This window comes from Streptococcus sp. HMSC034B03 (assembly GCF_001838575.1).
Taxonomy (GTDB): domain Bacteria; phylum Bacillota; class Bacilli; order Lactobacillales; family Streptococcaceae; genus Streptococcus; species Streptococcus anginosus.
On the sequence record NZ_KV837633.1, the window covers coordinates 61802 to 86030 of the forward strand.

25 protein-coding genes are annotated in these 24229 nt (G+C 39.3%); 17 read left to right on the top strand and 8 right to left on the bottom strand.

What is annotated here, in order from left to right; genetic code table 11:
• The first annotated feature begins 204 nt into the window (after positions 1-204).
• The gene (locus tag HMPREF2634_RS06755; RefSeq protein ID WP_021001945.1) at positions 205-810 is read left to right on the top strand and encodes a GyrI-like domain-containing protein; all 606 of its coding nucleotides are present in this window, start codon (positions 205-207) and stop codon (positions 808-810) included.
• Positions 811-853: 43 nt separating this feature from the next.
• Here the strand turns inward: HMPREF2634_RS06755 and HMPREF2634_RS06760 are convergent, their stop codons facing one another.
• The gene (locus tag HMPREF2634_RS06760; protein WP_021001944.1) at positions 854-3133 is read right to left on the bottom strand and encodes an ATP-dependent Clp protease ATP-binding subunit; all 2280 of its coding nucleotides are present in this window, start codon (positions 3131-3133) and stop codon (positions 854-856) included.
• Between the two features lie 238 nt (positions 3134-3371).
• On the opposite strand from HMPREF2634_RS06760, the gene HMPREF2634_RS06765 reads away from it, so the two are divergent.
• From HMPREF2634_RS06765 to HMPREF2634_RS06780, 5 genes are all read left to right on the top strand, one after another.
• Positions 3372-3602, top strand: a complete 231-nt coding sequence (locus tag HMPREF2634_RS06765) for a DUF1797 family protein (RefSeq protein WP_003023686.1) — start codon at positions 3372-3374, stop codon at positions 3600-3602.
• Between the two features lie 165 nt (positions 3603-3767).
• Positions 3768-4244, top strand: a complete 477-nt coding sequence (locus tag HMPREF2634_RS06770; RefSeq protein ID WP_021001943.1) for a FeoA family protein — start codon at positions 3768-3770, stop codon at positions 4242-4244.
• Positions 4241-6385 (top strand): ferrous iron transport protein B, encoded by a 2145-nt coding sequence (feoB, locus tag HMPREF2634_RS06775; RefSeq protein WP_021001942.1) that lies wholly within the window; start codon positions 4241-4243, stop codon positions 6383-6385. Before HMPREF2634_RS06770 ends, feoB begins: the two co-directional genes overlap by 4 nt.
• An 8-nt stretch (positions 6386-6393) precedes the next feature.
• Positions 6394-6528: a FeoB-associated Cys-rich membrane protein gene (locus HMPREF2634_RS09760; RefSeq protein ID WP_003023693.1), complete on the top strand. Its 135-nt coding sequence runs from the start codon at positions 6394-6396 to the stop codon at positions 6526-6528.
• A 73-nt stretch (positions 6529-6601) separates the two neighbouring features.
• Positions 6602-7144 carry a ClbS/DfsB family four-helix bundle protein gene (locus tag HMPREF2634_RS06780; RefSeq protein WP_021001941.1) on the top strand — a complete coding sequence of 181 codons (543 nt, stop codon included), beginning with the start codon at positions 6602-6604 and terminating at the stop codon, positions 7142-7144.
• 360 nt (positions 7145-7504) lie between these two features.
• Here HMPREF2634_RS06780 and HMPREF2634_RS06785 read toward each other — a convergent pair whose 3' ends face one another.
• Genes HMPREF2634_RS06785 through HMPREF2634_RS06795 form a run of 3 tightly spaced genes read right to left on the bottom strand, consistent with a single transcriptional unit; the run spans position 7505 to position 10867 of the window.
• Positions 7505-8893, bottom strand: coding sequence for an ABC transporter permease (locus HMPREF2634_RS06785; protein WP_021001940.1), 1389 nt, complete (start codon positions 8891-8893; stop codon positions 7505-7507).
• 22 nt (positions 8894-8915) lie between these two features.
• Positions 8916-9563 carry an ABC transporter ATP-binding protein gene (locus HMPREF2634_RS06790; protein ID WP_003023699.1) on the bottom strand — a complete coding sequence of 216 codons (648 nt, stop codon included), beginning with the start codon at positions 9561-9563 and terminating at the stop codon, positions 8916-8918.
• A gap of 11 nt (positions 9564-9574) precedes the next feature.
• Positions 9575-10867, bottom strand: coding sequence for an ABC transporter permease (locus tag HMPREF2634_RS06795; protein ID WP_021001939.1), 1293 nt, complete (start codon positions 10865-10867; stop codon positions 9575-9577).
• A gap of 268 nt (positions 10868-11135) precedes the next feature.
• Between HMPREF2634_RS06795 and HMPREF2634_RS06800 the strand changes: the two genes are divergently transcribed.
• From HMPREF2634_RS06800 to HMPREF2634_RS06845, 11 genes are all read left to right on the top strand, one after another.
• Positions 11136-11990 (top strand): bifunctional methylenetetrahydrofolate dehydrogenase/methenyltetrahydrofolate cyclohydrolase, encoded by an 855-nt coding sequence (locus tag HMPREF2634_RS06800; protein ID WP_024052840.1) that lies wholly within the window; start codon positions 11136-11138, stop codon positions 11988-11990.
• A gap of 313 nt (positions 11991-12303) precedes the next feature.
• On the top strand, positions 12304-13161 hold the full coding sequence (locus HMPREF2634_RS06805) for an NAD(P)H-hydrate dehydratase (RefSeq protein ID WP_021001937.1): 858 nt from the start codon (positions 12304-12306) through the stop codon (positions 13159-13161).
• 301 nt (positions 13162-13462) lie between these two features.
• Complete coding sequence (locus HMPREF2634_RS10230) at positions 13463-13810, top strand: TraX family protein (RefSeq protein WP_232043648.1); 348 nt, start codon at positions 13463-13465, stop codon at positions 13808-13810.
• A gap of 18 nt (positions 13811-13828) precedes the next feature.
• Positions 13829-14197, top strand: coding sequence for a conjugal transfer protein TraX (locus tag HMPREF2634_RS10235; RefSeq protein WP_232043647.1), 369 nt, complete (start codon positions 13829-13831; stop codon positions 14195-14197).
• 189 nt (positions 14198-14386) lie between these two features.
• Positions 14387-15727, top strand: a complete 1341-nt coding sequence (gene xseA, locus HMPREF2634_RS06815; RefSeq protein WP_021001936.1) for an exodeoxyribonuclease VII large subunit — start codon at positions 14387-14389, stop codon at positions 15725-15727.
• Positions 15705-15917, top strand: coding sequence for an exodeoxyribonuclease VII small subunit (locus HMPREF2634_RS06820; protein WP_003023708.1), 213 nt, complete (start codon positions 15705-15707; stop codon positions 15915-15917). The genes xseA and HMPREF2634_RS06820 overlap by 23 nt, the downstream gene beginning before the upstream one ends.
• Positions 15914-16816, top strand: a complete 903-nt coding sequence (locus tag HMPREF2634_RS06825; protein ID WP_003023709.1) for a polyprenyl synthetase family protein — start codon at positions 15914-15916, stop codon at positions 16814-16816. The genes HMPREF2634_RS06820 and HMPREF2634_RS06825 overlap by 4 nt, the downstream gene beginning before the upstream one ends.
• Positions 16782-17597, top strand: coding sequence for a TlyA family RNA methyltransferase (locus HMPREF2634_RS06830; protein WP_021001935.1), 816 nt, complete (start codon positions 16782-16784; stop codon positions 17595-17597). The genes HMPREF2634_RS06825 and HMPREF2634_RS06830 overlap by 35 nt, the downstream gene beginning before the upstream one ends.
• Positions 17590-18021: an arginine repressor gene (locus HMPREF2634_RS06835; RefSeq protein WP_021001934.1), complete on the top strand. Its 432-nt coding sequence runs from the start codon at positions 17590-17592 to the stop codon at positions 18019-18021. Before HMPREF2634_RS06830 ends, HMPREF2634_RS06835 begins: the two co-directional genes overlap by 8 nt.
• Positions 18022-18028: 7 nt before the next feature.
• Complete coding sequence (recN, locus tag HMPREF2634_RS06840; RefSeq protein WP_021001933.1) at positions 18029-19687, top strand: DNA repair protein RecN; 1659 nt, start codon at positions 18029-18031, stop codon at positions 19685-19687.
• Between the two features lie 46 nt (positions 19688-19733).
• A complete protein-coding gene (locus HMPREF2634_RS06845) occupies positions 19734-20465 on the top strand; it encodes a metallophosphoesterase (RefSeq protein WP_021001932.1) in 732 nt (243 codons plus the stop codon).
• Between the two features lie 62 nt (positions 20466-20527).
• Here HMPREF2634_RS06845 and HMPREF2634_RS06850 read toward each other — a convergent pair whose 3' ends face one another.
• The 4 genes from HMPREF2634_RS06850 to HMPREF2634_RS06865 are packed head-to-tail and all read right to left on the bottom strand — an operon-like array spanning position 20528 to position 24187.
• Complete coding sequence (locus HMPREF2634_RS06850) at positions 20528-21502, bottom strand: siderophore ABC transporter substrate-binding protein (protein ID WP_003023719.1); 975 nt, start codon at positions 21500-21502, stop codon at positions 20528-20530.
• A 22-nt stretch (positions 21503-21524) separates the two neighbouring features.
• Positions 21525-22277, bottom strand: coding sequence for an iron ABC transporter ATP-binding protein (locus HMPREF2634_RS06855; RefSeq protein WP_021001931.1), 753 nt, complete (start codon positions 22275-22277; stop codon positions 21525-21527).
• A 1-nt stretch (position 22278) separates the two neighbouring features.
• Positions 22279-23241, bottom strand: a complete 963-nt coding sequence (locus tag HMPREF2634_RS06860; RefSeq protein ID WP_057489783.1) for an iron chelate uptake ABC transporter family permease subunit — start codon at positions 23239-23241, stop codon at positions 22279-22281.
• Positions 23234-24187: an ABC transporter permease gene (locus tag HMPREF2634_RS06865; RefSeq protein WP_003023723.1), complete on the bottom strand. Its 954-nt coding sequence runs from the start codon at positions 24185-24187 to the stop codon at positions 23234-23236. The genes HMPREF2634_RS06860 and HMPREF2634_RS06865 overlap by 8 nt, the downstream gene beginning before the upstream one ends.
• Between the last annotated feature and the right edge of the window lie 42 nt (positions 24188-24229).

Sequence of the window (24229 nt, forward strand, 5' to 3'; positions counted from 1 at the left end):
GTCTATTATAACATCTTATTCCAAAAAAACAATAGAAAAATTGAAATTTTCTGATTATTTTGAAAAAACAGAATATCTATTATAAAAAATATGGGAAAACAGAAGAAAAATCTTCAAACAAATTTTACTTTTATATAAAAGTTGACACCAGGCGACAAGTTTCTTCTGTTATACTCATGATAGAAAAATGAAAGGAGCAAACAAATGAAATATGAATGGAGAAAATTAGATAAAAAACTTTATCAAGGTCCAAAAACTCCTGTGGTCATTGAACACCCTGTGCAGTCATTTATCATGTTAAATGGTCAAGGAAATCCAAATAAAGCTGACTTTTCAGAAAGGGTTTCTGCTCTTTATTCCCTCGCTTATGCGATTAAAATGGAGTATAAAAAAACTGCTCATCATCAGGAATTTACTGATTTTACCGTTTACCCTTTGGAAGGGGTTTGGCAGCAAACAGAAGCAGAGACTTTGGTAAAAGACGACTTGGTTTATACGATTATGATTGCTCAGCCAGAGTTTATTACAAATGAAATAGTTGAAACAGCTCTCGAAAAAGTAAAAGTGAAAAAGCCAAATCCGTTTTATAATGAGATTCGCTTTGAACGAATAAGCGAAGGAAGCAGCGTTGCCATGCTTCATGTAGGACCATTTGACGATGAACCACAAACCTTCGCGAAAATGGATGCTTTCTGTCAAGAAAATGGGTTAAAACGCTGCACAGCATATCATCGTGAAATTTATTTGAACAATAAAAATCGCACTGCTCCAGAGAAACTAACGACAATTTTGAGATATAGTGTTCAGTAACTAAAAAGTCACTCCCTAGACTTCTAAGGAGTGACTTTCATGTTTAATTAGCATTGTTATCTGCTGGTTTTTGGATTTCTTTGTCGGCTTCATTTTCAGCTTTTTTAGCCGATTTGATGACAATTTTACCGTTGCTTGTCATGACAGCCTTGAGTTCTTTTTCACTTGGGTGTTCAAGGTAGTAGTCGGTGATAGCATCCTCGATGTGATCTTGGATTGTTCGGCGAAGTGGACGAGCTCCCATTTTTGGATCATAACCAAGATTAACTAATTTTTCCTTGACTTTGTCTGTTACGTCTAGGTGAATACCATTTACAGCTAAGCGTTTATTCACATCTTCAAGCATCAAATCTACGATTTGTAGGAGATTTTCCTTGCTAAGAGATTTGAACTCAATAATACCATCGAAACGATTCATAAATTCTGGGCTGAAGAAGTTGCCCAATTCACCAAGAACAGAGTTAGTCCGTCCTTCACGCGCTGCTCCAAAGCCAACATTTGCTTCGACCTTGCTAGTACCGGCGTTAGAAGTCATGATGATAATTGTATCTTTAAAGCTAACTGTGCGCCCTTGTCCGTCTGTCAGTCGTCCATCGTCAAGAACTTGCAGGAACATGTGCATAACATCTGGGTGAGCTTTTTCTATTTCATCAAGTAAAATGAGAGAATAAGGATTACGACGTACACGTTCTGTTAATTGTCCAGCTTCTTCGTAGCCAACGTAACCTGGAGGCGCTCCGACGAGTTTTGCTACGCTATGTTTTTCCATATACTCACTCATATCAAAACGAATCATGCTGTCAGCTGAACCAAAGAGCTCAATCGCTAGTTGTTTAGAAAGTTCTGTTTTGCCGACACCGGTTGGCCCAACAAAAAGGAAAGAACCAATTGGTCGGTTTGGTGTACCTAGTCCAACTCGATTACGGCGAATGGCCTTCGCAATTTTATCAACAGCATCATTTTGACCAATGACATGAGCTTTCAAATCATCGGCTAGACTAATCAGTTGCGATTGTTCCTTTTCTTTTAAGTCACCAACTGGGATATTTGTTTTTTGCTCAATGATATGTTCAATGGTTTTTTCACTGATGATAGGCGTGTCTTGGTTTACCATTTTATTTTGCTGCATTTCTTTGTATTTAGCAATTTGGTCACGGAAATAAGCAGCTTTTTCAAAATCTTCATCACGAGTAGCTTGTGCCTTGAGGTTTTCAGCTTCTACCAATCGTTGATCAATGACTTTTGGATCGACAAAGTTAAGTGTCAGATTCATCTTAGAGCCTGCTTCGTCTAGCAAGTCAATGGCCTTATCAGGCAAGAAGCGATCTTGGATATAACGATTGGACAAGACAGCTGCTGCTTCAATGGCATCGTCTGTGTATTTGACGTGGTGATAGTCTTCGTATTTCTTTTGAATACCTTTGAGGATAGTGATCGTTTCTTCAACTGTTGGTTCATCAACTTTTACAGGCTGCATACGGCGTTCCAGTGCAGCATCTTTTTCGATAATCCGGTATTCATTGAGAGTTGTGGCACCGACTAATTGGAGTTCACCGCGAGCAAGTGCTGGTTTTAGGATATTTCCAGCATCCATATTTCCATCGCCAGCAGAACCAGCTCCAACAATTTCGTGAATTTCATCAATGAATAATATAACATCTTGTCGAGAGCGAATTTCGTTCATGAGTTTTTGCATTCGCTCTTCAAATTGACCACGGATTCCAGTCCCTTGAACCAAACTAACGACATCTAAACGAATGACTTCTTTGCCTTGGAGTTTATGTGGAACATCTCCATCTACAATTTTCTGAGCTAAGCCTTCGACAACTGCTGTTTTACCGACACCAGGCTCTCCGATGAGGACTGGATTGTTCTTTGTTCGACGGTTGAGAATTTCAATGACGCGGACGATTTCCTCATCACGACCGATGACAGGGTCAATTTCACCGCGCCGAGCAAATTCGGTTACATTGATACCAAATTCTTCTAGGAGGCCTTTAGGCTGTTGCGGAGCTTGCTGGCGTGCACTCCCACCTTGATTGGAACCGTAACCTCCATTGCCGTAACCACCTCCAGATTGAGTCGGAGGGGTTTGTGGTTCTTGATGATTTTGAAAATTCCCTAGATTGCTAAAGAAATCATCAAAAGGGTCTAAGTTGTTTTGATTATTCATATTGGTCATTCCACGAAACAAGGCATTGTTTGGGTCTGTTTTCATGATTTGATAACAATTTTGACAGAGGTCAACTTGGTGTTGTTTTCCATTCACATTCGTGTAAAGATGAATGGTAGATTCATTTATTTTACAATTTTGACAAAGCATGTGCTACCTCTTTCTTTTAAAATTTGCTTGACGGAAATCAATTGGTCAATAATAGTCAAACTTCTTATTTTCATTATAGCAGTATTCTAAAACATTGCAAGAATAAAGTGTTAAAAGATAGAATTTTATATTTGAGCATTTCATTTTGTGTTAAATTTACCAAAAATGGGTCTTTTGCTGGTATTTCATCTTTCATTTGTGGTAAAATAGTAACGTATAAATGAATAGGAGAAGGAAAATGGAATCACATTTAGTAAGAATTATCAATCGTTTAGATGCTATGACAAAAGATGGTGGCAATTTGAAACGCAATTTTGAGCGTGACGGAGTTGTTGTAGCAGAAGTAGCTTATAGCTATGACGAAGAAAATGGCTCAGTATTCACTCTTCGTGATGTAGCAGCGCGTGAAACTTACACATTTGACAGCATTGATTTGATTGCTATGGAAATTTATGAATTGTTGTATTAATTTGCTAGTCTCTAATAAGATATCCTCTAGGCACCTGCTTAGGGGATATTTATTTTGCAATAATTTTTGCTTATCTATCTTAGAATTGTCAGAAATTCTTAGAAAAAAGTGGTATACTAATGATGGTAGTAAGCATATTTCTTGACAAAATGAAAAGGAGAGAGTATGGATTTATCTCAAATAAAATTAATAACAGAATATGAAATTGTCGGAATCGATCTAGAGGAAGCGAGTGTCCGTCATTTAGCTGATCTAGGGATTAAGACAGGAAGTTTGATCCAAGTGATTTCCAAAACGAATGATACAGCCATTCTCTTAGTTCGAGCTGCGAGGATTGCTTTGGACAATTCCATTTTGGAAAAGTTGGACGTTGTTCTGAAAGATAGCAACCGCTCAGCTCTTCCTTTATCTGAGTTAGCTGTTGGAGATTCGGCATACATCGAAGCAATTCATGCAGATGGTGCTTTAAAACGACGGTTGATGGACATGGGTTTGACGAAAAACACAAAAGTTCAGTTGCAGAAAGTCGCACCATTAGGTGATCCATTAGAAATTAAGTTGAGAGGTTACGATTTGACGTTGAGAAAGTCAGAAGCGAGTCTGGTTAGTGTTGTGAAAAGCGAAAAGGGAGCAAAAGGATGAAAGAATTAGCGCTTGCGGGAAATCCGAATAGTGGAAAGACCAGTTTATTTAACATTCTAACCGGTAGTAGCCAGCATGTGGGAAATTGGCCTGGTGTCACTGTCGAGAAGAAAAGTGGGTTATTTCGCAAAAATAAAGAAATCATTATCCAAGACCTACCGGGAATTTACTCCTTATCTCCTTATACTTCTGAGGAAATGGTCAGTAGAAATTATATTTTGAGTGGCAATGCGGATGCTATTTTGGATGTGGTTGACGCGACCAATTTAGAGCGGAATCTGTACTTGAGTTTGCAATTGATTGAGACGGGAATTCCAGTTGTGCTGGCTTTAAATATGAGCGATGTCGTTGAAAAACAAGGAAAATGGATTGATACAGAAAAATTAAGCTACCAGCTAGGAGTGCCGGTCGTAGCGACCAGTGCTTTGAAAAAGACAGGGATTGACCAAGTCATGCAGCAGGTCATGCGAGTGATGAATCAGGTAGAAGAGGCTTTCTATCCAGCTTACGACAATCATTTTGAAGCGGCTTTGTCAGAAATTATCCGCATTTTAGGAAATGCAGTGCCTCAAAAACAGGCTCGTTTTTATGCCATTAAGCTTTTTGAACGCGATAAAGAATTATCCGAACAGCTGGTGTTGTCTGATTTCCAAAAAGCGGAGATTGAAGATGCGATTCGGATTGCGGAAGAAATCTATACAGAAGATGCAGAGAGTATTGTTGTCAATGCGCGTTATGAGTTTATTGAGGCAGCAGTCAAAATGGCGCTGCAAGCTGATGTCAATCAATTGAGTTTGTCGGATAAGATTGACCGTATTGTGACCAATCGTTATTTAGCCTTGCCAATTTTTGCAGTTGTTATGTGGCTGGTCTATTTCTTTTCCATTCAGACGATTGGGAAAATGGGAACGGATTGGGCAAATGATGTTCTGTTTGGGGAGTGGATTCCAAATGGTGTTAAATCATTGCTAGAGCAATTAGCTGTAGCCGACTGGCTTCAATCTTTAATCATTGATGGGATTATCGCAGGCTGCGGAGCTGTGCTAGGCTTTGTGCCTCAGATTTTTGTCTTGTTTATCTGCTTGGGCTTCTTGGAAGACATCGGCTATATGAGCCGGATTGCCTTTGTTATGGATCGGTTGTTTAGACGCTTTGGTTTATCTGGAAAATCCTTTATCCCCATGTTGATTTCGACGGGGTGTGGCGTTCCTGGTGTCATGGCGAGTAGAACCATTGAAAATGAACGTGACCGTAGAATTACCATTATGACAACAACCTTTATGCCTTGTTCTGCCAAGTTGCCGATTATTTCCTTGATTGCGGGAGCTTTCTTCCCCGGCAATCCTTGGATTGCACCAAGTGCTTATTTTGTCGGAATGGGAGCGATTGTCTTATCAGGGATTGCTTTGAAAAAGACAGCGAGTCTCGGTGGAGCAGTAGCGCCCTTTATCATGGAGTTGCCGAGTTACCACCTGCCACAAGTCAAAACGGTTTTGCGCTATGCTGGTCAAAAGGCTTTGAGCTTCATTAAGCGTGCTGGAACGATTATCTTTGTGACCAATATATTCATCTGGTTTGCTAGTTCCTATAACTTTGGCTTGCAGGCGGTTGAGACAGAAGATAGTATTCTAGCCACCTTAGGAAAAGGATTAGCTTGGATCTTTAGCCCTCTTGGCTTTGGCAATTGGCGAGCAACGGTTGCGGCTATTACGGGATTGTTGGCTAAGGAAACGGTGATTTCTACTTTTGGAATCTTGTATAAAGTGACAGACGCGACAGAGACCACCAAAGAGTTGTGGACCAATCTCCAACAGCATTATACGGCACTTTCCGCTTACTCATTCCTTGTCTTTAATCTACTCTGCGCTCCTTGTTTTGCAGCGATTGGTGCGATTCATCGGGAAATGGGCAATGCTAAATGGACGTGGATTGCCATATCTTTCCAAACGCTATTGGCTTATAATGTTAGTCTTGTGATTTATCAGTTTGGTCAAGCGTTGCTATATGGAAAAGGAATATCTTCTGGAACTATTTTTGCTCTATTCGTTGTAGTAGTTGGTCTCTATTTCATCTTTAGAAAACCACGTAAAGGAAAAATAGAAGTTATCACTTTAGATAGTCTGGCACAGCAAACAGTATAGGAGAAATTATGTCCACGATTATTGTATTTATCATCATTTTAGTTTTAGCAGGTGCAGCTATGCACCATATCATCAAAGGAAAAGGACGCTGTGGCGATTGCGACTGCCAATGTGAAATCAAAGAAAAAATGAGACAAAAATAAAGAGAAAACGAAAAACATGACAGAGGTTGTCAGGTTATTTGTTGTATGATTTATTAAAAAAGGAGAACACAACATGGTAAGACCTACTAGCAAGACTGAGTTGATCAGTGCAGCGACGCAGCAATATGCAAAGCTGCAGTCATTGATTTCCCAATTAACAGAAGAAGAGTTAAAGACTCCATTTGATTTTTCAAAAGATGAAAAAAAGAAAGAGGTGCATTGGAAGAGGGATAAAAACCTCAGAGATGTTCTCATTCATCTTTATGAGTGGCAACAATTGCTTTTGGATTGGGTGCATTCCAATCAAAATGGTGTCGAAAAATCGTTTTTGCCAGCAGCTTATAATTGGAGAAACTATGGTGAGATGAATGTGGCATTTTGGCAAAAACATCAACAGACACCGCTAGAAAAAGCAATCAAGTTGCTTCATCAATCACAGGAAAAAGTGCTAACCCTGGCTGAAACCTTTACAAATGAAGAGTTGTTTTCAAAGGGCATCTATAAATGGGTTGGAGGGAGTACTCTCGGCTCCTACTTTATTAGTAGCACATCAAGTCATTATGACTGGGCTATGAAGAAGTTGAAAGCACATCGAAAGAACTGTAAAAGTCAGTAAACAATCAGTAGGGTTGGTAGCAAAAAGACAAACAACAATGCTCAAGCGAGCCAAATCCACAGTAGTTAACCTCATCCGCTGGGCTGACGGAGCCAATCAAAACAGTTTCATCCTGTCCGCCGGGCTGATGGAGCAAACCAAAAGTAGTTCATCTCGTCCGCCGGGTCGACGTGGTAAACTAAAAGTCATTTATCTTTTCGACTAGGTCGACAGATCCAATCCAAAGCGGTTCATTTTATCGACCAAGTCGACAAAGCGAACCTCACGTCATTTCATCCGAGAGTCAGTCCAGCTGTCTATAAAATAAATCGGTCCGTCAACTTAGCTGACGGACCGATTTTGTCTGAACTCATTGATATCTTATTTGCTGTTATCTCCCATTAGTAAGTCTTTTGGTTGCTTACTAAGGAGCGTGATTGAAGCAATGAGGACGGAAACGATGATAATGGCAAGTCCAAAGATGACCACTTTGGTCATATCATCAGGAGATACATGTACATTGAGGCTAGTGAGGGTCTTGTTAAAGCCATCCACTTCAGCCCCGCCTCCAAGATTGGCGCTCTTACCTTCTCGAGCTAGTTTTTCAGCAATACCACTGGTAACTTGTTTTAAAATGCTATTTCCCATCACCTTGCTGACAGCACTACCTGCAAAGTAAGCACCAATGAAGCTAAATATACTTACAAAGAGAACTTCTGTGATAAATTGGAAGAAAATCTTTGTTTTGCTAATTCCCATTGAAAGCATGATTCCCATTTCTTTTCTACGACCATTGATCCATAAGAACAAGACTAGCGTAAGAACAATCGCTCCAAAGATTAGCGTTCCGATTAAGAGGTTTCCAGTAACGCCGTAAATACCGTTAATAGAAGATTGAAGTGCTGGGAAGTTGCTTGTGCTCTTAACAAGGGTGTAGGCTTCCCAATCAATAGATGATATTTCTTTTACTTTCGCCATCACTTTATCAATATCTTGGCTACCATTTACAAAGAAAGTAGCATCTTGATAAATAGCGTTTTTATCTGTTGAACCTTGTAAAGTTTTAGTCGTTTCTAAGTCTGTGATAAAGGTATTTTCATACAATTCTTGAGGACTAGAAACGCCTCCTTTATTTTTCCCGTCAAAAATTCCGATAACTGTCACTTTAGTCGTTTTATTAGCTTTGCGAACGTTATCATAGTCATAAGTATTCGATTTTATATTAATCGTATCGCCGACTTTAAGTTTGTTCTTTTCTGCAAAATCTTTATGAATTAAAGCAACATTTTTGTCATTTTTGTTGATATGTCTACCTTCAACTAGTTTGAAGGTTTCTGCGGTAAATTTATCATCTTTAGATGAATCGTTGATACCTGTTGCCATAATGGCACGGCCGAATTTTTGTTTTCTATCTTCGCTTTCAAAGTCGGTTTCTCCAGATTCAACCAATTGGTGATCAATTAAGTCAGCGACAACATTCATTCGTTTGATGTAGCCAGAGATACCTTTAACTTTTTCCACAGCTTCGATATCTTCGCCTTTGAGATTTCCAGCACCGCGTGGTGTTCCTGGATTGACCTCACGGTTGATCTGCATGGAAAAGCTGCTGGTAATATTTTTAAATGTTTCTTTTGAAGCAGCGTCAGTCGCATTTTTAACAGCAATGCTGCCTAAGGTTAAGGTAGATATGGCTAGCAGGATGAAAAAGATAATCAAGCTTTTGATTTTCTTGCGCCAGACATAAGCCAAAGCGTTTTTTATTGGTAACATATCATTTCTTCTCCTTGGGGTATCATTTCGCTTTCTTAGTGACTTCCACTAAGTTTTTATTTTTTAATTCGAGGACAACATCTGCTTGATCAGCCAGCTCTTTGCTGTGTGTCACCACAATGACACATTTATTCTTCTCTTTGGCAGAGGTGATAAGAATGTCAATAATGTCCATGGCAGTAGCAGCGTCTAGATTCCCTGTTGGTTCATCGGCTAAGATAATAGGGGCTTCTGATGCCAAAGCACGTGCAATAGCCACCCGTTGCTGCTGACCGCCAGAGAGGCGCATGACATTGCGGTGAATCTCTTTCTCGCTCAAGCCTAACCGTAACAAGATTTCTTTATCTGCATGTGGATTGACCAAACGGACATTTTCAAGAGGTGTCAGGTAGTCAATTAAATTATAATTTTGAAAGACCAAAGAGATTTGTTTACTTCTGTGGTGATTGTATCCTTTCTCAGCAATGTCTTGATTTTCAAAGAGGATTTTTCCTTTTGTGGGAGTGTCGAGTCCTGCTAAAAGGGAAAGTAAAGTGGACTTTCCAGCACCAGATTTCCCGATGATGGCGTAGAATTTCCCTTTTTCAAATGAAGTTGTGATTTGTTGCAATACATTTTCTTGTAAAGTGTTGTACTGATAACTAACAGTATCTATTTTTAAAATCGTCATTTTTTGTCTCCTTAACTAATATCGGTTAAAATTTCCTTCGGTTTTTTATGTAAAATGATAGAGGATGATCCCACTACGGCAAATAAGATGATGATGAGTAAAATGCCATAGGTCAACATCATCGTGGTCAGGTCTAACTGCGGTACCACATTTTCAAAGAGTGCCGCTGAATCAGCTCCGTCTTGTCCTTTCTTGATAAAGCCTTTAAAGACCATGGTAGCCAGATAAGAACCGCTAATCGTGGATAGAACCATGCTAAACACAGAGATGATGACAAGCTCTAGCACAAATTGAGACATAATCATTGTCTTTGAAATACCAAGCGATAGGAGCACCCCGATTTCATAAACTCTCTCTCGCAACCAAAACATAAGAATCAGGGCCAGAATGATGATACTTCCGATGATGATACTAAATGTTAAGACACGAACAATCTGTTTAAAACTCGTGATAGAAGAAGAGATAGTCTCAAATGCTTTCGTATTTTTAACAAGGTCTAACTTGCTCCAGTCAATAGGCGCTTTCTTAACGGCGGTCACCACTTGGTCAATGTTCTTTGGATTAGCAACATAGTAAACTGCTGATGTGACCTGATAGTCAGTTGCTTTGTAGCCTGCTAAGCGTTGACTACTTTCATAATCCAAATAAAGAGTATTTTCCGTTGCATCAGAACTTAATCCCGTTTGTTTTTCTTCTTTTTTACCAGAGAAAATCCCTGCAACTTCAACTTCTATTTCATTGCCATTTTTTGCATCACCGTCTCGTAATGATATGCCTTGCAGTTTGAATTTGTCACCGACTTTGAGATGATTTTGCGCAGCTAATTTTTCATGAATCAACACCTTGGAGCGGTCACTTTTTTGAAGATGTTTTCCTTTTTCTAACTTAAAGACACCGCTGACAAAGGTCGTTTCCAACTGAGAATTATTTGTGCCCAATGCTGCAACGAGATTGTTGAGAATAGGATTTTGATTGTCCCGCGTCACTCCTTGTCTCTTCTTGACAACTGTTTTATTTGTCAAGGTTGCCAGTACATCGTATTTTAAGTTATGTTTTGAGATTTCTTTATTCTCTAACAATTTCTCTGCCGTTTTTAATGAAATTGGATTTTCAATATTCTTACTGGTGATAGCAAAGCCAGTATTTGAAGCATCATAAATCCTTTTTTCGATATTGTCCGTTGTTTTCATAATTGCAAAACTACTGGATAGAGCAGTAGAAATAAATGTCAATATCAGAAAAATCAGAACCGTTTTAACTTTTTTTCGACTGATGTAATGCAAAGATTGTTTCACTACTTGCATTGTCTTCTTCCCTTCTTTAAATTTTTAAACTAAATTGGTACCGTGTTCTATGTTAAAGCAGTTACCTTAAAATAGTTTTAAGGTTTAAGATAATTTTAAGTTTTTTGGCTCCTTTTTTTCTGTTTTTTGTGTAAATTTTCATAAAATAGTAGAAAAAGGTGGAAAGACAAGGTTGGTTTCGCTCTATAACTTTCTATAAAAAAGTCTATAGGGCAAATGAATGAATTTCTGCTATAATAGTAATGAAGAAATTAGAAATGAGATGGATATGGCAAAGATAATCGACGGAAAAGCTTTGGCAGAAAAATTACAAGCACAACTAGCAGAGAAAGTTCGTAAACTAAAAGACCAAACAGGCTTAGTTCCTGGACTTGTAGTCATCTTGGTCGGCAATAACCCAGCTAGTCAAATCTATGTGAGAAATAAAGAACGGTCAGCTTTGGCTGCAGGACTTCGAAGCGAAGTGGTGCGTCTGCCAGAAACAACTAGTCAAGAAGAATTGCTTGCTTTGATAGACCAATACAATCAAGATTCAGCTTGGCACGGGATTTTAGTTCAGTTGCCACTGCCAAAGCATATTGATGAAGAGGCAGTGTTGTTAGCAATTGACCCTGATAAAGATGTGGACGGCTTTCACCCAATGAATATGGGACGCCTTTGGAGTGGTCATCCTGTCATGATTCCCTCCACACCTGCTGGAATTATGGAAATGTTTCATGAGTACGGTGTAGAATTAGAAGGTAAACGTGCTGTTGTCATTGGACGGAGTAACATTGTCGGAAAGCCCATGGCACAGCTTTTACTTGCTAAAAATGCAACAGTAACTCTGACGCATTCACGGACACATCACTTGTCAGAGATTACAAAAGAAGCTGATATTTTAGTTGTAGCTATTGGTCGCGGACATTTTGTGACTAAAGATTTTGTCAAAGAAGGCGCGGTCGTGATTGATGTTGGTATGAATCGTGATGAAAATGGTAAATTGATTGGCGATGTGAAATTTGATGAAGTATCTGAAACCGCAAGTCTCATTACTCCTGTACCAAGAGGGGTTGGTCCGATGACCATTACCATGCTCATGGAGCAAACCTATCGAGCGTGCAAGCGGAGTTTGAAAAAATAAGAATGTCATGGGAGTGGGACAGACAGCCATGATTACTGCGAACTCCTCCACAGAAAGAGTGTAATCGTGAAAATTACGTATAAAAAATTGGTATTTCGTAAGAAATCAAATTTGTTACCCCACCCCTGCAAGGTTGAGTAGGTTTGTAAAAGCTGATAACATCAGCATAATAAAGGTCACTCAACTACTGCGTATTGAGTTTTATTCTAGAAAGTAAACGAGTCTGAGACAAGAATGTCCTAGACAGGTCTTTTTTCCTTTATATAAAATAGAGGTAGACAAGGGAAATCGCAGTATGCAAAAGGAGAAAATAATGGAAGTGGTCAATTGTACATTATTAGAAAAGGTCGTTCAGCCACGTGCACTCCATAGTCACAAGGGGGATTACGGTCGCTTGTTGTTAATTGGCGGGACATATCCTTTTGGTGGAGCGATTATCATGGCAGCCTTAGCTGCAGTTCATAGCGGAGCTGGTCTAGTGACGGTGGCGACGGATAGGGAAAATATCGCAGCTCTCCACGCTCATTTACCAGAAGCAATGGCTTTTGATGTACAAGATAAAAAGCTATTGACCGAGCAAGTCCAAAAAGCAGATGTAGTATTGATTGGATCAGGTTTAGCTGAAAGTAAACTTGAAAAAGCCGTTTTGCAGCTGGTAGTGAAACTTGTCAGTGAACATCAAATCTTCATCATGGACGGTGGAGCTATTTCTCTCTTTAGCAAAGAAGCTCTGCCATTTCCAAAAGCACAGACGATTTTTACTCCACATCAAAAAGAGTGGGAGCGGTTGAGCGGATTAAAGATAGCTGAGCAAACGGTTGAAAAAAGCCAAGAAGCTGTTAATTCCTTCCCTGCTGGAACTATCGTTGTTCAAAAGAAGCACGGAACGACTATTTTTCAAAGTGGAAATGGAAACCATTTTCAACTGACTATTGGTGGTCCTTATCAAGCAACGGGTGGCATGGGAGATACTCTGGCAGGCATGATTGCGGGTTTTGCAGGGCAGTTCAAGACTAGTTCCTTACTGGAACGTGTAGCAGCAGCAGTCTATCTGCATTCAGCCATTGCAGAGGAGTTAAGCAAAGAAAACTATGTAGTCTTGCCAACAGAAATCAGTAAAGAAATCCCTAAGTGGATGAAGAAGCTAGCTAAAAAAGAAAATATGTTATAATGAAAAAGCCTGAAAAAGCATTTAAAAAATTGGAAAGTTTAACTTTTATTAGCTATTTATAAAAGTAATATTTAGCTCATGAGGTTTAGTACAAGTTGAAAGGGAGAATAAACTTTTTCAATATCCACTATCTTATGAAAATTCATTGTATTTAATGAGGTTGAGATGTTTTATCTTGACCTTATTTTTTCTGCCTTACAAAAATGTCACTTTTCTTTCTGAAAATGTAAATTTATATAATGGAAAGAGTGGGAAATTTTCAGTAAGATTATGCTTGTTGAAAAAAAGAAATGGAGAATTTATGATGTTACAATCTTTAAAGAAAATATCGAATGCAACGAACTTGAAAATTTTAGCTATTTTACTTGTGTTTTTAGATCATATCTACGAAATGTTTGGTGCTTTTGGCGCCCCGATGTGGCTAACAATGCTAGGACGCGTAGTTTTTCCTCTTTTTATGTTTCTGGCAGCTGATAGTTTTTATTATACGCATAATCGAAAAGCTTATTTGAAACGGTTGCTCTTTATGACATGGTTTATGATTATTGGAAACATGATTGTCAGTCAATTTTTCACTAATGGTCAAGTTGGGCTGGCGAATAATGCTTTTGGCGCCTTTTTCTTAGCGGGCATATCTATCTGTGCTTAGGAATTGATGGTTGAGGGTATGAAAGAAAAGAAACTTTATTCATTCTGGAAAGGATTGGGCCTTTTTCTTTTACCGATTCTTCTGGCTCTGCCGGCTTTGTTTCTATTGGGTTATCTAGCCAGTGAAAATATATCACCTCTGATGGTTCAAATTATTGCTTTTTTTATCATGGCCATTCCGAACATTCTCGTGGTTGAAGGAGGGGATGTCATGGTTTACCTTGGTCTTTTCTTTTATATCTTCCGCAGACACCGCATAGCACAAATGGTGACATTAACACTAGTCTCTTTATTTGTGTATCTAACAGATCCAACGTCTGTGCAATGGATGATGGTTTTTGCGGTTATTCCAATGTATTTTTACAACGGTGAAAAAGTCGTGGTATGAAGTTATTTTTCTATCCTGTGCATATCTATCTTTTGTATATTTTGGCAAGTTTGTTGGGCTAGGCTCTGCTTAAGATATGGGAAACTAGTCTTTCCTTTTTCGTTGAGGGCTGGAAATGATTTTTTATAGATTGTTTGGTATAATAAAAATTATGAATAAAGAAGCATTACAGGAAATGAAAGGAGAGGAATGTCTGAGTATTTATCCGTGTCAACCTTGACCAAATACTTAAAGTTAAAGTTTGATAAAGATCCTTATTTAGAACGAGTTTATCTGACGGGGCAAGTTTCTAATTTTCGTAGGCGACCTAATCACCAATATTTCTCTCTCAAAGATGAAAAAGCAGTCATTCAGGCAACAATTTGGGGTGGTGTTTATAAGAAGTTAGGTTTTGACTTGGAAGAGGGCATGAAGATTAATGTCATCGGTCGTGTTCAACTCTATGAACCTAGTGGATCTTATTCCATTATCATTGAAAAAGCGGAGCCAGACGGTATCGGAGCTTTGGCGATTCAGTTTGAGCAGCTCAAGAAAAAGCTAGGCGAGGAAGGGCTTTTTGAGGAGCGCTTTAAGCAAGCTTTACCGCAATTTCCAAAGAAAATTGGAGTAGTGACCAGTCCTAGTGGAGCAGTGATTCGCGATATTATCACAACTGTTAGTCGTCGTTTTCCGGGAGTTGAGATAATTCTTTATCCGACGAAGGTGCAAGGCGAAGGAGCGTCTGCTGAAGTAGCAGAAAATATTCGTCGTGCTAATGAGCGAAATGATTTAGATGTGCTCATTATCGGTCGAGGTGGTGGCTCAATTGAAGATCTCTGGGCGTTTAATGAGGAAGTGGTTGTTCGTGCAATTTTTGAATCGCACATTCCGATTATTTCGAGTGTAGGGCATGAAACGGATACGACCTTGGCAGATTTTGTTGCAGATAGACGCGCTGCAACGCCGACAGCGGCTGCTGAATTAGCAACACCTGTAACAAAGCTGGATCTCCTAGCACACTTGCAGCAGCAACAAAATCGGTTAGCAGCTGCCATGTCTAATCGTCTTACTTACAATCGTGAGCGATTAGCTAAGCTGAGTCAGTCTGTCATTTTTCGCCAACCAGAACGACTATATGATAGCTACCTGCAAAAATTAGATCAACTTAATTTACGGCTCAAGCAAAAAATTCGCGAATATTATAACGAGGAAGTGCAGCGAGCAAGGCTTTTACAACATCGTTTGGAGGCTCTGGCTCCCTTAAGGCAGGTTCAGATTTATCAAGAGCGTGTAGCTCAGTTGGAACGGCTTCTGCGTAGCAATATGGCAGTTGTTTATGACCATAAAGTGGCTGAAGTTAAGCGTCTGTCTGACGCTTTGCTCATGCTGGATACTAGCCGAATTGTGGCTCGGGGTTATGCTATTGTCAAAAAAGATGAACAGGTGTTAGAATCTATTGAGAAAGTCAATAAGAAAGATCAATTAACCATTTTGATGCGAGATGGTCAGATAGAAGTTGAGGTAAAAGATGTCGAAAGAAAAGAAATTTGAAGAAAATTTAGCAGACTTAGAAGTTATCGTACAGAAGTTAGAAAACGGAGATGTGGCTTTGGAAGAAGCGATTTCTGAGTTCCAAAAGGGTATGCAGCTTTCAAAAGAACTTCAAACAACCTTGGACAAAGCAGAAAAAACGCTGGTAAAGGTTATGCAGGCTGATGGCACAGAAACGGAAATGGAATGAAACAAGACGAAAAATTAGCTAGAATTGGACAGACTATCGAGGGGTTGTATGCTCAAAAAGTGGTGTCTGCTGATTTGATAGAAGCAATCCTCTATTCTGTTAATGCAGGCGGTAAGCGAATTCGTCCTCTTTTACTTTTAGAATTATTAGAAGGTCTAGGACTTGAACTGACAGAAGCACATTTCCAAGTGGCAGCAGCACTTGAAATGATTCATACAGGTAGCTTGATTCATGATGATTTGCCGGCTATGGACGATGATGATTATCGTCGTGGTCGCTTGACCAGCCACAAGAAATTTGGCGAAGCAATGGCTATTTTAGCGGGAGATTCTCTCTTTTTGGATTCTTATGCCTTGATAGCAGAAGCGGCACTACCTAGTCAAATCAAGGTAAATTTGATTGCAGAATTGTCATTAGCGGCTGGAACTTTTGGTATGGTCGGAGGTCAAGTCCTTGATATGCAGGGCGAAGGAAAGGACATCAGTTTAGCAGAGCTGCAGAATATTCATGCCAATAAGACTGGCAAACTCCTGACCTATCCTTTTATTGCTGCGGGTTTGATTGCGGAAGTGGCACAGCCACAGCAGGAAAAATTAAGAAAAATTGGTCAATTACTTGGTTTAGCTTTTCAGGTGCGAGATGATATTTTAGATATCACAGCGAACTTTGAAGAGTTGGGGAAGACACCGCAGAAAGATGTGGCAGCAGAGAAAGCCACCTATCCAGCTATTTTGGGCTTGAATGGAGCAAAGCGATTCTTTGAAGAACAGCTAGAGGAAACAGAGCATTTATTGGCAGAAGTAGAAGCAGAGCTTGCTTTTTCAGGCGCGGCTATCAGAAAGATAATAGAAAGTTTAAAACTCAATGACGAAAGAAAGAGTAGATGTTCTAGCTTATAAGCAAGGGCTTTTTGAAACAAGAGAACAGGCCAAGCGCGGTGTGATGGCGGGTTTAGTCGTTGCTGTTGCGAATGGTGAGCGTTTCGATAAACCTGGCGAGAAAATTGATGAGACTACTGAGTTGAAGCTCAAAGGAGAAAAGCTCAAATATGTTAGCCGTGGTGGTTTAAAATTAGAAAAGGCTTTGCAGGTTTTTGAGATTTCAGTTGAAAATCAGGTCACGTTGGACATTGGGGCATCAACGGGCGGTTTTACGGACGTCATGCTACAAAACGGGGCACGACAGGTCTATGCGGTAGATGTCGGTACCAATCAACTGGCTTGGAAATTGCGCCAAGACGAACGTGTTATCAGCATGGAGCAGTTTAATTTTCGTTATGCCAAAGTAGCTGATTTTGAGGAGACACCTCGCTTTGCCTCCATTGATGTCAGTTTTATCTCGCTTGGTCTCATTTTGCCAGCTCTGCATAAGATTTTGGCTGAAAATGGAAAAGTCGTTGCACTTATCAAACCTCAGTTTGAAGCAGGAAGAGAGCAGATTGGCAAAAATGGGATTGTGAAAGATAAAAAAGTGCATCAAGCAGTTTTAGAAAAAGTAACGGACTTTATGGTTGAAGCAGGATTTTCCGTCAAGGATTTAGATTTCTCCCCTATTCAAGGTGGGCATGGGAATGTGGAATTTTTAGCTTATTTGGAAAAAAATCCTCATCCTGAAAAACTAGTAAAAGCAATGATTACAACGGTCGTAGAGACAGCACATAAGGAATTTAAAGATGAATAAAAAGGAAAGATTAGAAAAAATTAGACATTTTGTGTCGGACTATAAAGTTGGAACACAAGAAGCAATTGTAGAATATCTGAAGAAATCAGGAATTACAGCTACTCAAGCGACTGTCTCGCGTGATATTAAAGAATTGGGCATTGTCAAAATCCCACTGAAAAATAACACTTATATTTATGAACTGCCGAAATCAGCTAGCACGAGTTTGAAGTTGGCGGACAATAATATTTTAAAGTTTGAGCTATTTGGAAATATGATCAATCTCAATCTTGTCCCTGGAAGCACAGCTTTTGTGAAGCGACAAATTGTAGAAGATTTCTCTAATGACATTTTTAGTATTTTAGCCGATGATGACACGATTCTCCTTATTTTCCGTAGTGAAGAAATGGCTCATCAGGTATTGGAACAAATCAGAAATTGGTAGATAGCCTATGTTACTTGAAATTTCCATTAAAAATTTTGCAATTATTGAAGAGATTTCCCTCAATTTTGAGCAAGGCATGACCGTTTTGACAGGTGAAACAGGGGCTGGAAAGTCTATTATTATTGATGCTATGAACATGATGCTAGGAAGCCGCGCGACAACAGATGTGATTCGTCACGGTGCATCAAAAGCAGAGATTGAAGGGCTTTTTGCAATTGAGCAGAGTAAGGCTTTGGTTGAAATTTTTGAGCAGCAAGGGCTTGATATGACAGAGGAGCTGATTATTCGGCGGGAAATTTTTCAAAATGGGCGTAGTGTCAGTCGTATTAATGGTCAAATGGTTAATTTGTCTGTCTTGCGAGCTGTTGGACAGCATTTGGTGGATATTCACGGTCAACACGATCAAGAAGAACTCATGCGACCGCAGCTGCATATTGCCATGTTGGACGAGTTTGGAGCTGACGCATTTTTCAAGCTCAAAGCTGATTATCAACAGACTTTTGACCAGTATCGTCAGTTGCGTAAGCAGGTCTTAACAATTCAAAAGAATCAAGAAGAAAATAAAGCGCGGATTGACATGCTGGAATATCAAATTGCAGAGATTGAAGCAGCTAATTTAAAAGCAGGTGAAGATTTAGCTTTAAATCAAGAACGTGATAAGTTGCTCAATCATAAGCAGATTGCGGACACTTTGACCAATGCTTATGCCATGCTGGATGATGAAGAATTTTCTAGTTTAGCGAATGTTCGTTCTGCCATGAATGACATGGAAGCTATTGAAGACTATGACGCCACTTACAAAGAAATTGCGACCAACCTTTCTGAATCTTACTATGTGTTGGAAGATGTGACAAAGCGTTTGGAGGATATTCTAGAAGACTTGGATTTTGATGGTGGCCGTCTCTTAGAAGTAGAAAGTCGCCTAGATTTAATCTATAGTATTACTCGCAAATACGGCGGTCAAGTAGATGATGTCCTAGCTTATTTTGAGCAGATTTCTAAAGAATATGCTCTACTTACTGGGAAAAATCTTTCATCAGATGATTTGAACAAAGAGCTGAAAAAGCTGGAAAAAGACTTGGTTTCTCTAGCAAGCAGTCTTAGTCAGGCTCGGCACGAATTAGCCCAGCAGTTAGAAGCAGAGATTCAGCAAGAACTGCAAGACCTCTATATGGAAAAGGCGAATTTTCGAGTTCAATTTACCAAGGGAAAATTTAGCCGCGATGGGAATGAACACGTTGAATTTTATATTTCGACCAATCCCGGTGAAGATTACAAACCGCTCGTTAAGGTTGCTTCAGGTGGTGAATTGTCTCGTTTAATGTTGGCAATCAAGTCTGCTTTTTCTCGCAAGGAAGGCAAGACCAGCATTGTCTTTGATGAAGTAGATACAGGTGTATCGGGACGTGTTGCACAAGCTATTGCTCAAAAGATTCATAAAATTGGCTCCAATGGACAAGTTCTTGCCATCTCGCACCTACCACAAGTGATTGCCATTGCAGATTATCAATTTTTCATTGAGAAAATATCTGATGAACATTCGACCGTTTCAACTGTTCGCTTGTTATCAGATGAGGAGCGTGTCGAAGAAATTGCCAAAATGTTGGCGGGTGAAAATGTGACCCAAGCAGCCCTCACGCAGGCTAGAGAGCTCTTGAAAAAATGAAATACTCTTTGGCTTGTGCTAAATGGGTTGTTATCAGGAGGTAATCATGACAAATTATTTTGTAATTGGTGACGTACATGGAAAAGCAAAAATGCTAAAAGAATTACTCAAAAAATGGGATGGAGAAAGTCAGCTCATCTTTTTGGGAGATTTGATTGACCGTGGCGAGGACAGCCGAGCGGTTTTAGAGTGTGTGAAAAGTCTTGTCGACAAGCAAGGAGCGATTTGTATTTCTGGGAATCACGAATACATGTTTTTAACTTGGCTGGACAATCCTGAGAGCGGCTATGCTCATTATCGTCGCAATGGCGGTGACACAACAATCAATTCCATTTTGGGGCGACCTTTAGATACTCCTGTTGATGGAGTTGAAGACGCGAAGCGCGTGTCGGAAGAGGCGCCAGACCTCGTGTCTTTTATTCGTCAGATGCCTTTCTTTGTTGAAACAGATAACTATATTTTTGTACACGCTGGAGTTGACTTAACTTTAAAAGATTGGCATGAAACAAGCGATTATCAAAAGGTTTGGATACGTGAGCCCTTTCATCAAGGTCTTAATCAAACAGGAAAGATAATTGTATTTGGGCATACTCCGACTTTTTATCTTTTTTCTGAGATGCCTGGGACAAGTCACCTTTGGCAAACGCAGGATCAAAAAATTGGCATGGATGGCGGTGCTGTCTATGGCGGTGTTCTCCACGGAGTTTTATTTGGAAATGAGGGAATTTTAGAACATCATTTCATCACAAATGATGGTTTCGCGGTAGAGGATAATTAGAAGTTGAGGATGATAAAAGAGCTGGAGAAAATGCATTTAAGGTTTTCTCCAGCTCTTTTATATTATTTCCCAGCTACATTTTTTACATCTTCAATCATCAATTTTGTGGATTCGAGTCCGCCTCCGCTTAGGTACCAGAGGTCGGATGTCAAGTTTACAATAGTTTTGTTTTTAGCAGCATTTGTTTCTTGGATCAGTGAGTTATTCAGTAAGTCTTTATTGGCCGAATTGTCCCCACCGATAGCAAGAGTGCGGTTCAGAACAAAGATAATGTCTGGATTGATTTGTTTGATACTTTCAAAGCTGACTTCTTGTCCATGTCTTGATTCTTTGATTTTAGCATCTGTTGGTTTGAATTTCAAAGTACTGTAAAGGAAAGCAAAACGTGATTTAGCTCCGAAAGCAGATATTGCACCTTCATTTAACATCATCGCAAGAGCATTTTTATTTGATTTTTCATTGGCAGCAACAACGGTTTGAATTTCCTTGTCTAATGTAGCTAATTCACTTTTAGCTTTTTTGGTTCCGTCTTCTCCAAAGATACTTGCTAAAGAAAGGATGTTTTTCTTGGTAGAACCCCAGTAGTCTTTGTTGTCTGTTTGGAATAATACAGTAGGGGCAATTTCCTTGAGTTTCTTGACATATTGAGCTGTACGACCAGAAGCAATAATCAAGTCTGGTTTTAAAGCTGCGATAGCTTCCATATTCGGTTCTTTCATGCTACCTACATTTTTAATGCTACTTGGTAAATTTTTTAAGTAAGCAGGCAGAGTTTTCTTTGGCATACCGACAATGCTGCTTTCTTTTCCTAAAGCACGAATGGTATCAGCTGCACCTAAATCCAGTGTTACAATTTTTTTAGGGTTGGTAGGGACTTTCACATCTCCATTTGCTGTTTTGATAGTGACTTCACTAGAAGCAGATGAAGAGTTTGTCGTTTTTGAATTGGACTGTTTATTGTCGCTGCAAGCAGCGAGTAGCACAACTGCAACAGCTGCGAAGAGAGATAGAAGTAGTGTTTTTGTATTCTTTTTCATTAAAATTCCTCCAATTTTAATATTATAAATAAACACAGATTTTCTTACCATTGATTTCCCCAAGGGTAATGTCCATTTCATACAATGGATCTAAAATTTCTTTTCTCATGACCTGATTGGTTGTACCTTGATAAAAGACTTTTCCGTCTTTAAAGGCGACAATTTCATCAACATACTGACTGGCAATATTGATGTCATGAATGACAATGATAATCGTTTTTCCTAAGTCATCAACGAGAGACCGCAAGATTTTCATCATAGAAATACTTTGCTTAATATCTAGATTGTTTAGTGGCTCGTCCAAAAGGATAAAATCAGTGTCTTGAGTGAGCACCATAGCGATAAAAACGCGCTGCAATTGACCTCCGGAGAGTGTATCAATAAAACGATTTCTTAAATCAAGAATGTCCAGATATTCAAGTGCTTGCTCTACTTTTTTGAAATCTTCTTTTGTCAAACGATCCTGACTATAAGGAAAGCGACCGAAGGAAACCAATTCTTCAACCGTTAATTTAGATTGATAATTGATTTTCTGTTTTAAAATGGTTAATTCTTTGGCGAGCTCTTTTGAGTTCCAAGCTTCAATTTCTTTTCCCTTGATACTGAGAAAACCGTGATCTTTCTTGAGCAAACGGCTCATAATGGAAAGCAGCGTTGATTTTCCAGCACCATTTGGTCCAATAAAGGCGGTGAATTTGCTCGGTGAAATATTCAGTTGAATATCTTCTAAAATTGCTTGATTTCCAAATGATTTGCCAACGTTTTTTAATTGCATTCTAGCGTCTTGCCTCCTTAGCTAAAAGATAAAAGAAGAATAACCCTCCGACAAGCTCAATGACCATGTTGACATTGATTTGGAGCTGAAAGACGCGCTCTACCAGCATTTGCCCAGTAGTTAGAGAAAGAAAACCGAGTAAAATTGCTACTGAGAATAACCATTTGTGTTGGTATTCTTTGATTAACAGATAGGCTAAATTGGACATCATAAAGCCGAAGAACATCATAGGTCCAACGAGAGCAGTTGTCGTTGAAGTCAGCAAAACAATTGCCCATAGTATCTTTTTTTGCTCTTTTTCAACTTCTACACCTAAAATAGTAGCTGTCTTTTTATCCAAATGAAAGATATTCAAAATAGCGTTCTTCTTTAACAAATACAAACCTGCTAGTCCAATGATAATTGCAGCGACAGATAGAATATCCATATTCATTCGTTGAAAGGAAGGAAATAGTTTTGTCTGCAGTTTATCATATTCGTTAGGATCCATTAGCACCTGCAAGAATATGCTGGCGCTTCTAAAGAGCGTCCCTAGTGCCATGCAAATCAATAAAATAAATACAAATCCTTGCTGGAGTAGCTTTTTTAATGCAGGTTGCAGGCAGAAAAAGAAGCCACACTGTATGAGTAAGACTAAGATAAACTCAAGCAAAGGATGACCAGTATTGCCGATGAATTTGCTAGCAAAGAAAAGATAAATCGTCTGCATAAAGACATAGAGAGATTCCATTCCAAGAATGCTTGGTGTTAAAAAACGATTCTCTGTGATTGTTTGAAAGCTGATTGTAGCAAGACCTCCAGTTATGGCGACTAAGAGATAGGCTAGTAACTTTTGCGAGCGCAATTTCATAATAAAACCTGTTAAAGGATAGTCCATTGGCATGAGATATAACAAGCCACTCAAGCTAGCTACCAAAAGCAATAAAAGTAAGCGATTTCTTGTTTGACTCTTCATTTTATTCATGAGCAGCACCTCGCCATAAAAGATATACGAAAGCCAAACTACCTAAAATTCCTAAAATCAAGCTGACGGAAACTTCGTAAGGGCGAATGACTAGACGAGCTACAATATCACAGACCAAGATGAGACAGGAACCAGTTAATGCGGTCAGCCCCTTAATGCGCGTGATATGGTCACCATAAAATTTCCGAATGATGTTTGGAACAATGATTCCGATAAATGGAAGAGAGCCGACTGTAATCATCGTCACACTTGTCGTCAATGCAATGAGAAACAACGTCATTCCCTCCATTTGGTAAAAGGAAATGCCTAGATTATGACTGGCGTCTTCCCCTAGATTCATAATGGTAAACGTGGCTGATAGCTTCCATACTGCAATCAAGATAATCAAACTTAAAAATAACCATTCATATTGATGTTTCTGAATCATGGAAAAAGAGCCTTGTGTCCATGAAGTCATGCTTTGGACAAGATCAAAACGATAAGCAATGATTTCTCCGGCTGCACTAATTACTCCACTGTAAACAATCCCGACAAGCGGTAACAACCATTTTTCTTTAAATGAGAATTTTCTGATAAATCTAATAAAAATAATCGTAAAAAAAATAGCAGATACAAAAGCAAATAGCATTTTTTGCGCTAATGTGGCTGACGGAAAGAGAAATAAACTAAGCAACATACCAAATTTCGCAGCCTCGACCGTTCCAACTGTACTAGGAGCAGCAAAATGATTTTGTGTAACAGTCTGCATAAGAAGTCCGGCAATACTCATACTAGACCCTGCTAGGAGAATGCTAATTGTCCTTGGCAAGCGTGACTCCCAAAATAGCAGCCCGGTCTGCTTATCTCCATGTAGCAGCTGCCACCACGAAAAGTGACTAGAACCAACTGTAATTGAAATCATAACCAGAGCGAGACAAAGAATTCCTAAAAATTTTGTCTGTTTCATTTATCAACCCTTTCTTCAAAGCAACAGCTTCAATAAGATACA

What these genes read in the sequence shown, in the direction of transcription:
- HMPREF2634_RS06755 (WP_021001945.1), top strand. Translation starts at nt 205, where the DNA reads ATGAAATATGAATGGAGAAAATTAGATAAAAAACTTTATCAAGGTCCA.
- HMPREF2634_RS06760 (WP_021001944.1), bottom strand. Translation starts at nt 3,133, where the DNA reads ATGCTTTGTCAAAATTGTAAAATAAATGAATCTACCATTCATCTTTAC.
- HMPREF2634_RS06765 (WP_003023686.1), top strand. Translation starts at nt 3,372, where the DNA reads ATGGAATCACATTTAGTAAGAATTATCAATCGTTTAGATGCTATGACA.
- HMPREF2634_RS06770 (WP_021001943.1), top strand. Translation starts at nt 3,768, where the DNA reads ATGGATTTATCTCAAATAAAATTAATAACAGAATATGAAATTGTCGGA.
- feoB (WP_021001942.1), top strand. Translation starts at nt 4,241, where the DNA reads ATGAAAGAATTAGCGCTTGCGGGAAATCCGAATAGTGGAAAGACCAGT.
- HMPREF2634_RS09760 (WP_003023693.1), top strand. Translation starts at nt 6,394, where the DNA reads ATGTCCACGATTATTGTATTTATCATCATTTTAGTTTTAGCAGGTGCA.
- HMPREF2634_RS06780 (WP_021001941.1), top strand. Translation starts at nt 6,602, where the DNA reads ATGGTAAGACCTACTAGCAAGACTGAGTTGATCAGTGCAGCGACGCAG.
- HMPREF2634_RS06785 (WP_021001940.1), bottom strand. Translation starts at nt 8,893, where the DNA reads ATGTTACCAATAAAAAACGCTTTGGCTTATGTCTGGCGCAAGAAAATC.
- HMPREF2634_RS06790 (WP_003023699.1), bottom strand. Translation starts at nt 9,563, where the DNA reads ATGACGATTTTAAAAATAGATACTGTTAGTTATCAGTACAACACTTTA.
- HMPREF2634_RS06795 (WP_021001939.1), bottom strand. Translation starts at nt 10,867, where the DNA reads ATGCAAGTAGTGAAACAATCTTTGCATTACATCAGTCGAAAAAAAGTT.
- HMPREF2634_RS06800 (WP_024052840.1), top strand. Translation starts at nt 11,136, where the DNA reads ATGGCAAAGATAATCGACGGAAAAGCTTTGGCAGAAAAATTACAAGCA.
- HMPREF2634_RS06805 (WP_021001937.1), top strand. Translation starts at nt 12,304, where the DNA reads ATGGAAGTGGTCAATTGTACATTATTAGAAAAGGTCGTTCAGCCACGT.
- HMPREF2634_RS10230 (WP_232043648.1), top strand. Translation starts at nt 13,463, where the DNA reads ATGATGTTACAATCTTTAAAGAAAATATCGAATGCAACGAACTTGAAA.
- HMPREF2634_RS10235 (WP_232043647.1), top strand. Translation starts at nt 13,829, where the DNA reads ATGAAAGAAAAGAAACTTTATTCATTCTGGAAAGGATTGGGCCTTTTT.
- xseA (WP_021001936.1), top strand. Translation starts at nt 14,387, where the DNA reads ATGTCTGAGTATTTATCCGTGTCAACCTTGACCAAATACTTAAAGTTA.
- HMPREF2634_RS06820 (WP_003023708.1), top strand. Translation starts at nt 15,705, where the DNA reads ATGTCGAAAGAAAAGAAATTTGAAGAAAATTTAGCAGACTTAGAAGTT.
- HMPREF2634_RS06825 (WP_003023709.1), top strand. Translation starts at nt 15,914, where the DNA reads ATGAAACAAGACGAAAAATTAGCTAGAATTGGACAGACTATCGAGGGG.
- HMPREF2634_RS06830 (WP_021001935.1), top strand. Translation starts at nt 16,782, where the DNA reads ATGACGAAAGAAAGAGTAGATGTTCTAGCTTATAAGCAAGGGCTTTTT.
- HMPREF2634_RS06835 (WP_021001934.1), top strand. Translation starts at nt 17,590, where the DNA reads ATGAATAAAAAGGAAAGATTAGAAAAAATTAGACATTTTGTGTCGGAC.
- recN (WP_021001933.1), top strand. Translation starts at nt 18,029, where the DNA reads ATGTTACTTGAAATTTCCATTAAAAATTTTGCAATTATTGAAGAGATT.
- HMPREF2634_RS06845 (WP_021001932.1), top strand. Translation starts at nt 19,734, where the DNA reads ATGACAAATTATTTTGTAATTGGTGACGTACATGGAAAAGCAAAAATG.
- HMPREF2634_RS06850 (WP_003023719.1), bottom strand. Translation starts at nt 21,502, where the DNA reads ATGAAAAAGAATACAAAAACACTACTTCTATCTCTCTTCGCAGCTGTT.
- HMPREF2634_RS06855 (WP_021001931.1), bottom strand. Translation starts at nt 22,277, where the DNA reads ATGCAATTAAAAAACGTTGGCAAATCATTTGGAAATCAAGCAATTTTA.
- HMPREF2634_RS06860 (WP_057489783.1), bottom strand. Translation starts at nt 23,241, where the DNA reads ATGAATAAAATGAAGAGTCAAACAAGAAATCGCTTACTTTTATTGCTT.
- HMPREF2634_RS06865 (WP_003023723.1), bottom strand. Translation starts at nt 24,187, where the DNA reads ATGAAACAGACAAAATTTTTAGGAATTCTTTGTCTCGCTCTGGTTATG.